The sequence below is a fragment of the Psychrobacter sp. 1Y10 genome, assembly GCF_052259005.1.
GTDB lineage: Bacteria > Pseudomonadota > Gammaproteobacteria > Pseudomonadales > Moraxellaceae > Psychrobacter > Psychrobacter saeujeotis.
Genome location: NZ_JBQQES010000005.1, coordinates 47,175 through 63,404 on the forward strand (window position 1 = coordinate 47,175; position 16,230 = coordinate 63,404).

12 protein-coding genes are annotated in these 16,230 nt (G+C 44.3%); 8 read left to right on the forward strand and 4 right to left on the reverse strand.

All coding sequences use genetic code 11. The annotated features are described in order from the left end of the window. Positions 1-33 precede the first annotated feature (33 nt). The 6 genes from ACTXGH_RS08025 (at position 34) to mmsB (ending at position 8,535) form a co-directional block, all read left to right on the forward strand. Entirely contained in the window at positions 34-2,076 is a 2,043-nt protein-coding gene (locus ACTXGH_RS08025; RefSeq protein ID WP_439296305.1) for a propionate--CoA ligase, read from the forward strand. Positions 2,077-2,395: 319 nt separating this feature from the next. Beyond that, positions 2,396-3,880, forward strand: a complete 1,485-nt coding sequence (locus ACTXGH_RS08030; RefSeq protein WP_439296304.1) for a CoA-acylating methylmalonate-semialdehyde dehydrogenase — start codon at positions 2,396-2,398, stop codon at positions 3,878-3,880. 177 nt (positions 3,881-4,057) lie between these two features. Next, on the forward strand, positions 4,058-5,218 hold the full coding sequence (locus tag ACTXGH_RS08035; RefSeq protein WP_439296303.1) for an acyl-CoA dehydrogenase family protein: 1,161 nt from the start codon (positions 4,058-4,060) through the stop codon (positions 5,216-5,218). Positions 5,219-5,350: 132 nt separating this feature from the next. Beyond that, positions 5,351-6,133 carry an enoyl-CoA hydratase gene (locus ACTXGH_RS08040; RefSeq protein WP_439296302.1) on the forward strand — a complete coding sequence of 261 codons (783 nt, stop codon included), beginning with the start codon at positions 5,351-5,353 and terminating at the stop codon, positions 6,131-6,133. Positions 6,134-6,192: 59 nt separating this feature from the next. Then, a complete protein-coding gene (locus ACTXGH_RS08045; RefSeq protein ID WP_439296301.1) occupies positions 6,193-7,449 on the forward strand; it encodes an enoyl-CoA hydratase/isomerase family protein in 1,257 nt (418 codons plus the stop codon). 111 nt (positions 7,450-7,560) lie between these two features. Further along, on the forward strand, positions 7,561-8,535 hold the full coding sequence (mmsB, locus tag ACTXGH_RS08050) for a 3-hydroxyisobutyrate dehydrogenase (protein WP_439261583.1): 975 nt from the start codon (positions 7,561-7,563) through the stop codon (positions 8,533-8,535). A gap of 108 nt (positions 8,536-8,643) precedes the next feature. Here the strand turns inward: mmsB and ACTXGH_RS08055 are convergent, their stop codons facing one another. Continuing rightward, positions 8,644-9,402 (reverse strand): IclR family transcriptional regulator, encoded by a 759-nt coding sequence (locus ACTXGH_RS08055; protein ID WP_299220082.1) that lies wholly within the window; start codon positions 9,400-9,402, stop codon positions 8,644-8,646. Positions 9,403-9,948: 546 nt separating this feature from the next. On the opposite strand from ACTXGH_RS08055, the gene ACTXGH_RS08060 reads away from it, so the two are divergent. Continuing rightward, positions 9,949-10,860, forward strand: a complete 912-nt coding sequence (locus tag ACTXGH_RS08060; RefSeq protein WP_439296300.1) for a hypothetical protein — start codon at positions 9,949-9,951, stop codon at positions 10,858-10,860. Between the two features lie 143 nt (positions 10,861-11,003). Here the strand turns inward: ACTXGH_RS08060 and ACTXGH_RS08065 are convergent, their stop codons facing one another. The 3 genes from ACTXGH_RS08065 to ACTXGH_RS08075 form a co-directional block, all read right to left on the reverse strand. After that, positions 11,004-11,768, reverse strand: coding sequence for a 4'-phosphopantetheinyl transferase family protein (locus tag ACTXGH_RS08065; protein ID WP_439296299.1), 765 nt, complete (start codon positions 11,766-11,768; stop codon positions 11,004-11,006). A gap of 133 nt (positions 11,769-11,901) precedes the next feature. Further along, a complete protein-coding gene (gene pal / locus ACTXGH_RS08070; RefSeq protein ID WP_439296298.1) occupies positions 11,902-12,444 on the reverse strand; it encodes a peptidoglycan-associated lipoprotein Pal in 543 nt (180 codons plus the stop codon). Positions 12,445-12,650: 206 nt separating this feature from the next. Next, positions 12,651-13,241, reverse strand: coding sequence for a DUF6231 family protein (locus ACTXGH_RS08075; protein ID WP_439296297.1), 591 nt, complete (start codon positions 13,239-13,241; stop codon positions 12,651-12,653). Between the two features lie 308 nt (positions 13,242-13,549). On the opposite strand from ACTXGH_RS08075, the gene pepN reads away from it, so the two are divergent. Then, positions 13,550-16,150 (forward strand): aminopeptidase N, encoded by a 2,601-nt coding sequence (gene pepN, locus ACTXGH_RS08080; RefSeq protein ID WP_439296338.1) that lies wholly within the window; start codon positions 13,550-13,552, stop codon positions 16,148-16,150. Positions 16,151-16,230 lie beyond the last annotated feature (80 nt).

A 16,230-nucleotide genomic window follows, 5' to 3' on the forward strand; every position in this document is an offset into this window, starting at 1 on the left:
CATCACATTTCGTTTACGCTAAGGATAGCCATTATGAGCGAGCAAGCTACCAATATAGATTCTAACCAAGCCTCTAATAATACCGATATCTCTGTGCAAGATTCTACTTTTGCTGATATTTATAGTGACTCGATCAATGATCGAGAGCAGTTTTGGGCAGAGCAAGCAAAGCGTATCTACTGGCATAAAGAGCCTGAGCAAATTCTTGATGACAGTAATCTACCGTTTGCTAAGTGGTATGTCGGCGGCGAGACCAATCTTTGCTATAACTGCGTAGATCGTCATATCCCCGAACGAGCCGAGCAAGATGCTTTCATTTGGCTCTCATCCGAGATCAATCAAGAATTGATAGAGACTTATCCAGCAGTCGTTGATGCCTTTAAGGACTTAGGAAATAACGTTGAGTTTTATACGGACTATACCAAGCGTCGCTTAACCTATAACGATCTTTATAAAGAAGTCAATTACTTCGCGGACGTGCTACAGCGTCATGGTATCGAGAAGGGCGACCGCGTCGTTATTTATATGCCGATGATTTTGGAGGCAGCCTATGCCATGCTTGCTTGTGCTCGTATCGGTGCGGTGCATTCGGTGGTGTTTGGTGGCTTTGCGGCGCATAACCTCGCCATTCGTATGGATGATGCTGAGGCCAAAATGGTCATCACTGTCGATGCTGGCCTACGCGGTGGTAAAGTAGTCAATTATAAAAATCTTGTCAATCAGGGGGTTGAACAAGCAAGCATAAAACCTGAGCATGTACTGGTAGTCAACCGCGGAGTGTTGCCGTTTAAACCACAAGACATCGATGTAGATTATGCAACCGAGCGCCGCATCAGCTGTGAAGCCGGTGCTGTGGTGGAGCCGGTGTGGCTTGAGTCAAATACGCCCTCTTATCTGCTTTATACCTCTGGGACGACCGGTACGCCAAAAGGCGTGCAACGTGATACGGGCGGTCATGCAGTTGCCCTGACTACCTCAATGGACTATATCTACGATGGTAAGGCGGGCGAGACCTTTTGGGCGATCTCGGACATTGGCTGGGCAGTTGGGCATTCTTATACTATCTATGCGCCATTGCTGGCTGGCATGACCAGTGTGATGTATGAAGGCTTACCGCATCGTCCAAACCCCGGTATCTGGTGGCGAATTGTAGAGGCCAATAAAGTCAATATCTTATTTACCGCACCGACGGGTGTGCGTATGCTCAAAAAGCAGGACGAGACTTGGATGACCCGCTATGATGTCTCAAGCGTTAAGTCTTTCTTTTTAGCAGGTGAGCCCCTTGACGAATCAACGGCCAATTGGCTGACCAAGCATTTAGGTGTGCCAATTTTAGATCATTATTGGCAAACAGAGTCTGGCTGGCCAATTTTGAGCAATACGCCCAAGTTTGATCACAAACCACATAAACAAGGCTCACCTGGCTATCCCATGTATGGCTATGATGCCCGCGTCCTCAACGAAGAGACAGGCGAGCCGTGCGGTGCAGGTGAGAAAGGATTGCTAGCGATTAGCGCGCCATTGCCACCGGGTTGTCTCACCACTGTATGGCGCAATGATGAGCGCTTTATGAGTAGCTACTTTGGTCTATTCGATGGCAAGCAGTACTCAACCTCAGACTATGCGGTAACTGACGAAGATGGCTATTTTTATATCTTAGGACGCACCGATGATGTCATCAATGTCGCCGGTCACCGTATCGGTACCCAAGAGATTGAAGAGGCGATCAGCACCCATCCAGAGATGGCTGAGTGTGCGGTCGTGGGCATACAAGATGAGCTAAAAGGGGAGTTGCCAATTGCCTTTTGTGTGCTAAAAGATCATGAGCAAGTCGCAACGACCGAAAACCGTTTCCGCATTGAGCAGCAGGTCATCGGTGCAGTAGTAAAATCCCTTGGTGGCATCGCAAGGCCTGCCGCGATTTATTTCCCGCAAGCCCTACCAAAGACTCGTTCTGGCAAAATCCTACGCCGCGCTATTCGTGCACTGGCAGAGAATAAGCCTACTGGCGATATGTCAACGCTTGACAATCCAACCGCGATCGATGCCATTAAACAGTCTATGAAAGGCTATTGATTGAAATGAAAGGATAATTTGTATTCGCTAGTTATAAATAACTATTTTAAAATCATATAAAAGCTCATGAGTCGTCATGGGCTTTTTTTATTGACTCAACTAATTTATCAACGAAAAGAGTTAACGTTACCAAAATTTCAACAAAGCACTTGACCCCAAAATTGATTTGTTGTTATAGTCAATAACGATACAAAATAAATCATTTTAAAATAAAACGACGTTAATAGTAAACTATTGCGCCTAATACTTTTAAGCTTAGTACTTTTAATAATCCCAGACGCGTCTAGCAGCAGTCTTAAAAACAAGATAAGGATATCTTATGCATCATGTTCAGCAACTCATTAATGGACAATTTCTCAAATCAACAACCAATGAATGGCTTGATATTACTGATCCAGCCACACAAGAAGTCATTGCCAAAGTCCCACAAACCACTGACGATGAGATTAATCAAGCAGTTGCAGCCGCCCAGACGGCTTTTCAAACATGGCGCAAAACGCCAATTACCACGCGTGCGCGTATTTTTCTAAAGTATCAACAGCTGATACGTGAGCATATGGATGAGCTGGCAGAAACCTTAACTGCTGAACAAGGCAAAACCATTGCTGATGCCCGCGGAGATGTGTTTCGTGGTTTAGAAGTGGTCGAGCATGCAGCAGGCATTGCTAACTTGCAGATTGGTGATTTTGTTGAAAACGTTGCCTCAGGCGTTGACACTTATAGTGTTTGGCAGCCACTAGGCGTTTGCGCTGGTATTACACCGTTTAACTTTCCAGCGATGATTCCGCTATGGATGTTCCCAATGGCGATTGCTACGGGTAATACTTTTATCTTAAAGCCGTCCGAGCAAGACCCGATGGTGACCATGCGTTTGGTAGAGCTGGCTGTCGAAGCTGGCGTACCTGAAGGGGTACTAAATGTGGTACACGGCGGCAAAGCGACGGTTGATGCCATTTGTGATCATCCAGATATCAAAGCGGTTTCATTTGTCGGCTCGACCGCCGTTGGTAAGCATGTCTACGAGCGCGCCAGCAAATCTGGTAAACGTGCCCAGTGTATGATGGGTGCCAAAAACCATGGCGTTATCCTACCTGACGCCAATAAAGAACAAACCCTCAATCAGCTAGCGGGTGCTGCATTTGGTGCGGCTGGTCAACGCTGTATGGCACTGTCTGTTGTGGTATTGGTTGGTGCAGCTGGTGAGTGGATTGACGATATTAAAGCCAAGGCTGAGGGTCTTGTAGTATCAGCAGGTAAGCATGATAAAGACTTGGGTCCACTGATTTCTCCAGCTGCAAAAGCCCGCGTCGAGCATTTGATTGATACAGGGGTAGAAGAAGGCGCGAGCTTATTACTTGATGGCCGCGGTATTACTGTCGAGGGCTATGAGAAAGGCAACTTTGTAGGGCCTACTATCTTTGATAACGTCACAAGTGATATGCAAATCTACAAAGAAGAAATCTTTGGTCCTGTACTTTGTATCATGCGTGCAGCGAGCCTTGATGAGGCTATAGAGATGCTTAATGCCAATCCGCATGGTAACGGTACGGCTATCTTTACCCAATCAGGCGCAGCGGCGCATAAATTCCAGCAAGATATTCAGGTCGGGCAAATTGGTATTAACTTACCGATTCCTGTGCCACTACCGATGTTCTCATTCTCAGGCTCACGTGCCAGTAAGCTTGGCGATCTTGGTCCTTATGGTAAGCAAGCGGTACAGTTCTATACTCAAACCAAAACCGTTACGGCGCGCTGGTTTGACGATGAAGCAAGCCGCGGGGTGAATACTACTATTTCAATTTAATCGTTTATTCCTTGTATTTGCGGTGTCGTGTTAATCTTGTTTGGTATGTTTCTTACTATTTAAGCATAGTTTAAGCACAGTTTTACGATTGTCACGATGTCGCTGTTATACTGTATGAATGACAACGATATAAAACCTAATTCACCATATTTGCAATGCATGCACAAGGATGACCCTATGGACTTTTCATTAACGGATGATCAAATCGCCTTTCGCCAAACCGCTCGGCAGTTTGCGCAAAAAGAGCTCAAGTCGAATGCCGCTGAATGGGACCGTACCTCGCATTTCCCAGTTGATGTGATTAAAAAGTCAGGAGAGCTTGGTTTTTTAGGACTCTATACCAATCCAGATTATGATGGCTTAGGGCTACCGCGCTTAGACTCTGCGATGGTATTTGAAGAGTTGGCATGGGGCGATACTTCAGTGGCTGCCTATATGAGTATTCATAATATGGCAGGTTGGATGATCGGCGAGTATGGCAGCGATGTACTATGTAAAAAGTATTTGCCAAAAATGGTCAGCGGTGAGTGGCTTGGCAGCTACTGCTTAACAGAACCCAATGCTGGTTCTGATGCAGCGTCATTACGTACCAAAGCCGATAAGCAAGGCGACTATTATGTGCTGAATGGCGAAAAAACTTTTATCTCAGGTGCAGGCTCGACCGATGTATTAGTAGTTATGGCGCGTACAGGTGATGCTGGGCCAAAAGGGGTTTCAGCTTTTGTTGTAGACGCGGACAGTGCTGGTATTGAATACGGCAAAAACGAGCATAAAATGGGCTGGAAAGCGCAGCCGACTCGTGCTATTAGCTTTAAAGACGTCAAAGTGCCAGCAGAGAATTTAATCGGCGAGGAAGGCCAAGGCTTTCGTATTGCGATGAAAGGCTTAGATGGCGGCCGTATCAATATCGGTATTTGTGCCGTTGGTACCGCGCAATCAGCGCTAGAGACCGCGACCAATTACGTACAAGAGCGTAGTCAGTTTGGTAGCCCAATCGCCAGCTTACAGTCAGTACAGTTTAAACTTGCTGACATGCTCACCCAAACGATTACTGCGCGGCAAATGCTTTATCTAGCGGCTAACAAAGTCGATAACAATGATGGTCAAGCTTCTACCTACTGTGCGATGGCAAAACGCCTCTCCACTGATCTTTGTTTTGAAGTTGCCAATCAAGCCTTACAGCTACATGGTGGCTATGGCTATTTGAATGAGTACCCGCTTGAGCGCCATGTACGGGACTTGCGTGTCCATCAGATTTTGGAAGGCACCAATGAGATCATGCGGGTGATTGTCTCGCGTCAGCTTATGCAAGATGATGCATTGAGTCAGTTGCGTTAATCGTAGTACGCAACTTTTTTATGGCAATATTTTTATCACGGTATTTTAAGTTCGCTATGGTTTTCTATATCTATTTTACCTAGCGCTTAACCAATAAATCGTACCAAATTCAGATAAAATAAAGGATTATTTATGACGGATTATACCAATCTCAAGTTATCAATTGACGGTCACATTGCTACCGTAACACTGAATAACCCGCCAGCCCATACGTGGACGATGGACAGTCTGCCAGCGTTCAAACAGCTGGTCACTGACCTCAATGCCAATGATGATGTTTATGCCTTAATTATCCATGGCGATGGTGAGAAATTCTTTTCAGCAGGTGCGGACTTAAATAATTTCTCAGACGGTGATAAAGGTCGTGCGATTAGCATGGCCATCGCTTTTGGTGAAGCGTTTGAAGCGCTATCAGCGTATCGTGGTGTGAGTATCGCAGTTATCAACGGCTATGCAATGGGCGGTGGACTTGAGTGCGCGCTGGCCTGTGATATCCGTATCGCAGAATCGCATGCACAAATGGCCTTACCAGAGACCGGCGTGGGACTTTTGCCATGCGCGGGCGGTACGCAGAATCTGCCTTTACTGGTTGGTGAAGGCTGGGCGAAGCGTATGATATTGTGCGGTGAGCGTATCGATGCCGATACTGCATTACGCATTGGCTTAGTCGAAGAAGTCACGGCAAAAGGTGGAGGTTTATTAGCGGCACAAGCATTAGCGCAAAAAGTCGCTAAGCAATCACCCGTTGCCGTCACTTATTCTAAACAGCTTATCCAAGCCGCAAGAAATACCCCGCCTGCACAAAACCTTATCCATGAGCGCGAAGCTTTTGTTAAGTTGTTCGATACCAAAGATCAGCGCGAAGGCGTGCAAGCGTTCTTAGAAAAGCGCAAGCCTACTTGGCAGAATAAATAAACACAATAAATCCATTTTTATTCTAATATTCTTGTTTTCAAACTTGATAGGTCGATTTTATGACAGCGACGGATAATATTAACAATCAAAAAGCCGTAGAGACAAGTACTCAAGACGCGCCCGTATTATTTGAGACCGAGTCGACAGACTGTGGTCATCTGATTGGCATCATGACACTCAACGCACCCAAATCTCTTAATGCGCTTAGCGTTGAGATGTGTCAGTTACTAGCCCACCAGCTGGAGCAGTGGGAAAGTGACGATCAGGTAGTGGCACTCATCTTAAAAGGAGCGGGCGATAAGGCGTTCTGCGCTGGCGGTGATATTCGTAAGCTGTATGACAGTATGTCTACCAGCGCGCCCTTACCCAATCCTTATGCAACTGAGTTTTTTAGCCATGAATATCGCTTATATCGGCAGATGCATTTTTATTCTAAGCCATTAATACTCTGGGGTGACGGTATTATTATGGGCGGTGGTATGGGGCTGATGGCTGGTTGTAGTCATCGAATGGTGACTGAGCGCACCCGATTTGCAATGCCAGAAGTCACCATTGGACTGTTCCCTGATGCTTCTGGCAGTTGGTTTTTGCAACGTATGCCAGCGAAGACAGGGTTGTTCTTAGGATTGACAGGTGCGATGTGTAATGGCAACGACGCACTATTAGCCAATCTTGCAGAGTATGCCGTTGCCAGTAGTGATTATGACGCCATCATACAAAGTTTAAAACAGAGTGATTGGCAAGCAGCAGCTGATAACACTGATAAATGTCATCAGCACAGCGCTCATAGTATTGCTAACCGTGCATTAGCTGCGCAATCAGGTGCTAAATTACCTGCTAGTAAACTGGCGACGTACTGGCAACCTATCCAGCAGTTGATGAACAGTGGCGGACTGGGGGATATCGATGCGCTCCTACAAAGCGATGAAGCACTCGCAAAATTAGATGAAGACTTTGCTAGTGACAGCTGGACGCAGCGCGCAGTGACTACTTATCGTCAAGGCTGTCCTGTGACCGTCGCTTTGACTTATGCGCTTTATCATAAAGTTACGGACTTATCGATAGAACAAGTTTTGTATTTAGAGACCAATGTGGCAGTACACTGTGCGGCCAATCCTGACTTTAAAGAGGGCGTACGCGCATTATTGATTGATAAAGACCGCACGCCTCACTGGTCGCGCTCATTAGCAGACTGTCTCAGCACAGAAGGACAAGAATACATACATCAGCATTTTGTAAATCCTTATGCTAAAGGTGAGCATCCTTTGGGCGATTGGTTGGGTGATAAGGCCTTGGCTAGCCAGCTTGTGCGATGAGAGCTTGTAGACTCATTATAAGAATCAGGTATAAATTGAAAAACGCAAAACTATGTATAGCACTGTCTGCATATATATGTAAATAATAAGCAATCATCAAGGAGCGATGAGATGGGTACAAAGGATACAGAGTTGAATAATAAAGAATCAAACAAGGCTACTACGTCTGACAATAACACTGATAAGCCAAATATTGCCTTTATTGGACTTGGAAATATGGGCGCCCCAATGGCAGAAAACTTGTTAAAAGCTGGTTATACGCTATCAGTCTATGATTTGTCAGCAGACGCCACTCAGCGTCTAGAGCAAGCAGGTGCTAGCATCGCAGATAGCCCTAAGAGCGCTGCGAGCAATGCACAAGTTGTCATCAGCATGCTACCCGCTGGTAAGCACGTGCATTCTGTCTATCTAGGCGAAGATGGAACCAACGGTTTGCTTGCAGAGTTACCCAAAGGTACGTTGGTCATCGATAGCAGTACCATCGCTGCGGCTGACGCAAGATTGGTGGCAGAGGCAGCAAGTAAGCTTGGGGTAGACTTTTTGGATGCCCCGGTCTCTGGCGGTACGGGCGGCGCCATCGCTGGTAGTTTGACTTTTATCGTTGGCGGCAGCGTTGAAGGATTTGCTAAAGCTGAGCCGATACTTGCCGTCATGGGCAAAAATATTTTTCATGCAGGCGAGCATGGCGCTGGACAAGTTGCCAAAATTTGCAACAATATGCTACTAGGGATACTAATGGCAGGGACGGCAGAAGCGATCAATTTAGGGGTCAAAAATGGCTTAGATCCCAAAGTATTATCAGATATCATGCTGCAAAGCTCAGGGCGCAACTGGACGCTCGAAGTCTATAACCCTTATCCAAAAGTGCTAGAAAATGTTCCTTCTAGCAATGGCTATAAAGGAGGATTTATGAGCAAGCTTATGCAAAAAGATCTTAATCTTGCCATGCAAACTGCAAAGGATACTGAGGTTGAGACGCCGATGGGCGCTAAGGCCACAGAGCTTTACGAAGCGCATGCACGCGATAATGGCGATAGAGACTTTTCTAGTATTATGGCCTATCATGATCATTCAGTATTGTCTTAAGTCTATCTAGGCGTTTTAAGACAATATATCGCTTATCGATATATTAGCGCACAAAAAAGGTCTTCATTATCATTATAGTGAAGACCTTTTTTATGCAAGACATAAAAGCTAACTTTGTAATTCATAAACCAAGGCTTGTATATCCTGCGCTGCTGTCTGTAAGCGCGGTACATGTTCGAGTAGCTCATCGAGAGACACTCGTACAGTAGGCGCATGCACATACAAGGAGGCCAAATACCGCGATTTTTTGTCTAGGATGGGTACTGAGACTGCCACCATCTCTGAGATAAATTCTTCGTTATCTACGCCGACTCCCATTTTAGCGATACGATCAAGCTCAGTGTTTAAAGCATCGATATCTATGATGGTGTTCTTAGTGAATTTATTTAACGTCAGATTACTCAGCATTTTACGACGGCTTGAAGCCGACAGCTGGCTTAAATAAAGTTTGCCAGTAGCCGTACACCACATAGGAGACTTGGCGCCAACGGGCAAGTATATTTGTAGGGGCAGTGTGGTTGTCACGCGATTGGTGTAGACCATGTTCATATGATAAGGGATACCGATACCGCAAGTTTCTTGAATATCCTCGACCAGTTTTTGCAAAATAACTTCACGCTCATTGAAGAACTGACGCTGTTGCCATAATGCCACGCTTAAGTTGCGCACTCGCTTACCAGGAATGATACCGCCGCCAATATCAACAGCCACAAACCCTTCATCAACCAAATTTTGAATCAAACGATGAATCGTCGGTTTCGGTATATCAAGCTCTTGAGAAAGCTCAAGCGGAGAGATAGGTTTGGGTGCATAGGATATCTTTTCTATGATCTCTAATACACGCGTAATTGAAGACACTTTAGGCATATAGGTAGCTTAATAATAAGTGGTAAATAACATGATGTATCGCACGATTAGACACACTAACGACTTATGGCGAATATCATAGAACAAACGCTATGATTTATATTATAAAAGAAAATAGGCTATAAATGTCACAGGTATCACAAACTTTTTTTGAGAGCAACTATTGATACATCATCTGACAAATCACAACAAACAGAAGTAATAAACTATATAACCATTATTGTATTAATTAATCGAGTAAGACATTATGTTTACATACTTTGCAGCACTGTTGCACAAGCTTTTAGTATTTAGAGAGTATGTATACATACTTATAATTACTTTGAGCGTATCTTGTAACGGTAAAGCGATTTTTTACAGGTTAGTGTAGCAATTATTACAATTTCTATGCAATCTTTACATAATGGCAAATAAAATGCCTCTATTCAGGGGTGACTTTTAAAGCCAAAATTGTTTTAATCTGCTCAACAAAAACGGTTGTTTAAAATACAAAAGAAATAATCGTTTTTTTGGGGCTAGTTATTTCATATCTTTAGGAGAACAAACATGAAACTTATTAAACTAACTGCAATTTCTGCCGCTGTTCTAGCGTCATCTGCTGCTTTAGCCGCTGAGCCTGTAATCGTTGTAGATGATACTCAAGCTGCAACTGCAGATGCTGTAGTATATGAAGCTGAGCCAGTAGCTGTTGCTTATGAAGCTGAGCCAGTTGCTTATGAAGCTGAACCAGCTCCTGCCGCTTATAACAACGACGCGGGTATCATCCGTAACACTACTGGTGCTATCTTCGGTGGTACTAAGACTCTATTTAACACAGCTATCAACCCAGCTGCAGTTAGCGCAGAAGTTGGTACTTTAGGTTATGGTGCTAACGTAGCATGGAGCATCAACGACAAGACTGAACTACAAGCTGGTTGGGCAGGTGGCGATGTTGCTGACCTTTTTGGCGGTGATTTCGATGCTGATGATGTCAACTATGATGTGGATGCTGACTTTAGCAACCCATACCTAGGCGTACAACTACGTCCTGCTGGTAACTGGTTCACGATGGGTGCTGGTGTTATTGTCCCTGATAACGATATTGATGTAACTGCTAATGCTGAAGGTGATTTCTTCGAACTTGATGGCATTCAGTATAATGCTGCTCAAACTGGTAACTTAGAAGGTAGTTTAGAGCATCGTAACAAATTAGCGCCATATGGTACTATTGGTTTCCGTCCAAATATCGGTAATAACTGGGGTGTATTTGGTGAAGTTGGTGCAGCATATATGGGTAAAACGGACGCTACTGTTCGTTCAACTAACCCAGATGCCGATGTTAATTACACAGACGCACAAGGCGAAACTCAGTCTATTAAAGGTAGTGAAGTTGCTAGCATCGCTGAACGTGAGCTAGAAGATAAAGATTGGTTAGAATGGTTCCCAATCGTTAAAGTTGGTGCAACTTACCGCTTCTAATCTGATGACAGTCTCAGTACTGTTGTGAGAAGAAAAGTAAGTGTATAAAAAACGACCCTAAAAAGGGTCGTTTTTTTGTCTGTAATAAAGTAATTGGATTAATATAATGTGAAAATCTTAATAGCTTATCAATGTTTAGAACCTTAAAATATTATTACCGTTTGATAAGAAAACAAGATAATGATCTGATAGGGAAGTGGCTGATTGTCGGTCAAGGTAACAAGCGTCTTATTTTGTTCAAGGTTAGTGACGATGTCAGAGATGAGATGTTGGTAGTTCATTCCAAGCCCTTGTGCAAGGGTATGATGGTTGATCTTGATAAAGCTCTCTTTTACTTGCCAAAGTAATTTGACCACGGTATCACGCTGATCTAATGGTAACGCTTGTAGTAGGGTGATTTCGTTAGGATGATAAAAACGCTGGGCTACGTGCCAAGCAACTTGATTGGTCTCTATGTCAATACCGACCATACGTTGATGGCTAATGACCACTGCAACGCTAGCATTTGGATTGTCATTACTATTATTGGCACTGCCAGTACTTGAATGGCTAAAGCACACATAGTAATTACTACTATTAAGACGATAAGGAAACTGGGCTTCGTTTAACGTATCATCGATTTCTAATTTGGCGAGAAGCTCTTGCAGTAATCGTCGTACGCCCATGCGTTGCTGTCGACGTTGTCTTTGGGCGTTTTTTTGTACGGATGAACCATGAGTAGGTAGACGGTATTGCCATTCAAGAGTGGAGAAGTTGATAGAAGAGGCATGTAAAGTATCGGCTATTGACAACCAAGGTAGCTCATTCCACAAGCGTAGACTGATAGGGGCGCTCACATAAGCGGTTGCGCACCACGTCGTGGGACTGAGCTGCGTATATTGAGTGTCATAAAGATGCGGAATGTGCATAATTTATAGATCAGGTATTTAAGAAACAAAGCGTTTGGCAAAATTAATATAAAAGCCCAACAATGTCACTCTTGTTGAGCTTTTGATATTAGAATATTTTTAGTAAAAATATAATAATTGTGTCTACTAAATCTTAGTAAGAAAGCTCAGCACGGCGGTTCTGTGCATAGGCTTGTTCGGTAGTACCAGCAGCAGCAGGACGCTCTTCGCCATAGCTAATGACGCGAATGTTGTTAACGCTAATGCCTTGAGCTGCAAGGTAGTTACGAGCTGCTTGCGCGCGGCGCTCACCGAGTGCCATATTGTACTCACGGCTACCACGCTCATCAGTATGACCTGCAATCACAACACCAGCGGCAGGATTTGAGCTAAGCAAACTTGCATGTTGGTTTAGTACACTGGCAGCTTGTGGAGTGATCTCGCTGCTATCAAAATCGAAATATACCACCGCTTGTAAGTTTTCTGCGCCAGTTACGATAGCACTTGAATTGTCTACGACCACAGCGCCAGTATAACCAGCTTGACCACCTGGGATACCTAAAGGAGCCACAACGACTTCTGAAGTAGCGCGCTTGGTTGCACAGCCAGTTGTTAGGGCAACAGCGCCTGACAATAGAGCAAGGGTAGCGATTTTTGCAAAACGGCTGCTGGATACTGAGCTAAAATAAACTGACATAATAAACTCCTAAAATTTTGATAGAATTGTTTTTTTTGGAATACTTACCATAAAGCTTAGGCATAAATGCCCATAGGAAAGTCAATGTTACGTTATGTAAATAACATTACCGTAAATCATGTCAAAATTTGTCAACTATTACAATACGCTTTTGGCAACTTTTGGTGAGAATCAGTAATTTGACAATTTATGCTACTACAACGCTATTACCAGCGATGCTTACCCCAGTTATCAGGGTTGGCCCAATAGTCTGCATTCAACCAATTTGGCAGCTTTTTATAATCATACAAATTAAATTGCCATAGCGTTAACGATGCTGGTAAGTTTGAAGATGAGTTAGGCAAGCGAGTGTCACCTAAAAGGTTAAGGGGCGTAAATCCGTAAGCTCGTAGATCTAAAGTACTATCAAGGACGATAAGTAGGTGAGCAGCGTAGAGGTCGCGGTAGCGCATGAGCAAAGGAATAGAGGCTTGCAATATGTCTGATGATAGATTGGGTAGCCAAAAGCAGGCCAGCTGATAGCGCTGTGATAGCTGCTTCGTATTTAGTGCTGGCAATGTAGTTAAATGAACTAAAGTGTCGGTCTCATCGTCGTTCAGACTCAACTGCGTCCTCAACTCAGCTATCATTTTTTGATCTTCAGCTATCCATAACAACTGAGACGTCTTTTGTCTGTCTTCATCTGTTTTTTTATCACTCGAATCTGCAAGAGTGGGTAACAGTACCTCGATATATTCGCGCAATATTGTAAGAGCCGTCATATCAAGTTCAGGTGTGTTTGCCGAGAGGTCAGTCATAGAGTAGTGCCAGCTGATAGATAGATGAGTTTTATTATAAGGGATAAACGTAAAGTTTGGCGACTGATCTTAAAACCGTTTTACGCTTGAAATTTCGTAGATTAAGCCAATCTAGCAGTATAATTAACCACTATACAATGTTTATGCAATTACAATACTTTGTAAATATAGGATGCAATTTATCCTATAGTTTTATTCGATAGCCATACTCACTATACTGACAACCATTACCTAAAATGTAACCATCTTAAATAATAGGAATCTTTATGTCTGTCTCTGAAACCGATGCGCAAATCATCAATCCTGATATGCCTGATGTACCACCACATGCCCCTAGAAAAATCCACCTGACAGACTATCAATTGCCAAGTTTTGATGTGGATACTGTAGATTTAGATATAAAGATATTTGACGATCATGCAACGGTCGATAGTAGGCTGGTCATGAACCGTCAAGCGGCAGGTGATTTAGTGCTGTACGGTGAAGACGTTGAGCTTGTTACTATTGTGGTTGACGGTGAGCCGCTAAGCTCTGAGCAGTATAGCCAAGCAGATGGCAAACTTACGATTAGCGATGCGCCTGATAACTTAACATTAGAGTTGCAGGTTCGTATTCATCCGCAAACCAATACGGCACTCGAAGGTTTGTATATGGCAGGCACTGGCAGTGATACCATGTTTGTCACTCAGTGTGAGCCAGAAGGCTTTCGCAAGATTACTTTTTATCCAGATCGTCCCGATGTGTTGGCGATATTTACCACGCGCGTTGAAGCGGATAAACGCTATCCGACACTGCTTGCCAATGGTAATTTGGTTGAGCAAGGGGACGTTGTAGAGGCGCCAGACCGTCACTATGCTATTTGGCATGATCCGACCAATAAGCCAAGTTATCTGTTTGCCTGTGTTGCCGCCGATTTAGATGTGCTTACCGATCATTATACGACCAGTGAAGGCCGTGAAGTCCTGCTTGAAGTGTACGCTAAGTCTACCGATATTGATAAATGTCATGTCGGTATGCAAGCATTAAAAGACGCCATGGCATGGGATGAGGTCAATTATGGCCGTGCCTATGATTTGGATCGTTATATGATAGTCGCGGTCAGTCAGTTTAATATGGGTGCAATGGAGAATAAGGGTCTGAACATCTTTAATACCGCTTGTGTATTATCTAGCCCTGAGACCACGACCGACGCGCGTAGCTTCAATGTCAAAGCCGTCATCGCTCATGAATACTTTCACAATTGGACAGGCAACCGTATTACCTGCCGTGACTGGTTTCAATTGTGCCTAAAAGAAGGCTTTACCGTCTACCGTGATCAATCGTTTTCGGCAGATCAGCAGTCAAGTGCAGTACAGCGTATCGATGACGTAGCGACATTGCGGGCGCATCAGTTCACGGAAGATGCAGGACCATTGGCGCATCCCGTACGTCCTGAAAGCTTCGTTGAGATCAATAACTTTTATACCACGACTGTCTATGAAAAAGGCGCTGAAATTGTACGCATGCTGGCTAATACATTGGGGTCAGACAATTTTCGTAAAGGCACTGACGAATATTTCCGTCGTTACGATGGTCAGGCCGTCACAGTTGAGGACTTTTTATCAGCCTTAAGTATCACTGACGATAAAATTGAGAACTTTATTGATTGGTACCGTCAACCAGGTACACCAATGCTGTCTGGTCATCAAGCCTATGATCGCGAAACGCAAACGCTGACCATTATTTTAAGTCAGAACACGCGCCACGTGAACGGATTTGAAGCGCCTAAGCCTTTACCAATTCCAGTCGCGACAGCGTTATTCGATAAAGCGTCTGGTGACATAGTTGGCGAGCGTATGTTGCTATTAGATCAGGCTGAGCAAACTTTTAGCTTCGATAATATTACTAGCGAGCCTGTGGTGTCATTGCTCCGTGATTTTAGTGCCCCAGTACAGCTCAATTATGATTATCAAGATGAGGACTTGGCATTTTTGCTCAAGCATGAGACCAACGGTTTCAACCGCTGGCAAGTGACGCAAATGCTCGTCAATCGTATTTTACTGCAAGGTCAGGGCACTAAAAGCAGTCCTGAGATATATCTGCAGGCATTGGCACAGACATTGCCAACGTTGGCGACCGATGATGCCATGTTGGCTGCGCGCTTGCTTGATATTCCATCCGCGCAAGAGCTGGCCTCTGCTATCCACAAAGACTATGATCCAGTATTGATTAAAGAGCAGCGTGAAGGCTTGTATCGCCAAGTAGCAGAGTCGCTATCGCAGCAGTGGACAGCGCTATATGAACAACTACCATTACAGTCTTATGAAGATAGCTCTGAGGCTCGTGGAAAGCGTGCATTGCGTAACGTAGTATTGGATATGGCATTGACTGCCAAAGTTGCAGGCGCAGCTGAGTGGGCACAGCAGCAGTATGATAATGCCAGCTGCATGACCGAACGCTTTGGCGCTTTAAAGGCGATGGTCAACCATCAGGTCGCAAAGGCTGATGAGTATTTGGCAGATTTTTATAATCGTTTTCAAGCAGACGATTTAGTTATTGACTTGTGGTTCAGTGTGCAAGCCGCTGCTGACAATGTAAGTACGGATAAGATTAACGATCTGCTGAATCATGCAGATTTTGATTGGAATACGCCTAATCGTGTGCGCTCAGTCATTAGTGCTTTTGCTTCTCAGCCGACCGTACTTTGGACATCAGAGGGCCTCAGGATTTATACTAATGTTATTCAAAGACTGGATGAGTCTAATCCTGTCTTGGCCTCGCGCTTATTGCAAGTGCTCGCACGTTGGTATACATTGGTTGAACCGCGTCGTCAAATGGCGCATGAGCAGCTTATCAGCTTGCAGAAAAAGGTATCTTCTAAGCATGTACTTGAGAGCTTAGATAGCGTGCTTGGTGCGACTAAGTGTTAGGTTGTTTAATAGTCTTTATTATCTAAACATAGAAATCTTATCTATTAAGCTAGACCCCATTAGTTGGATGCAACTTATGG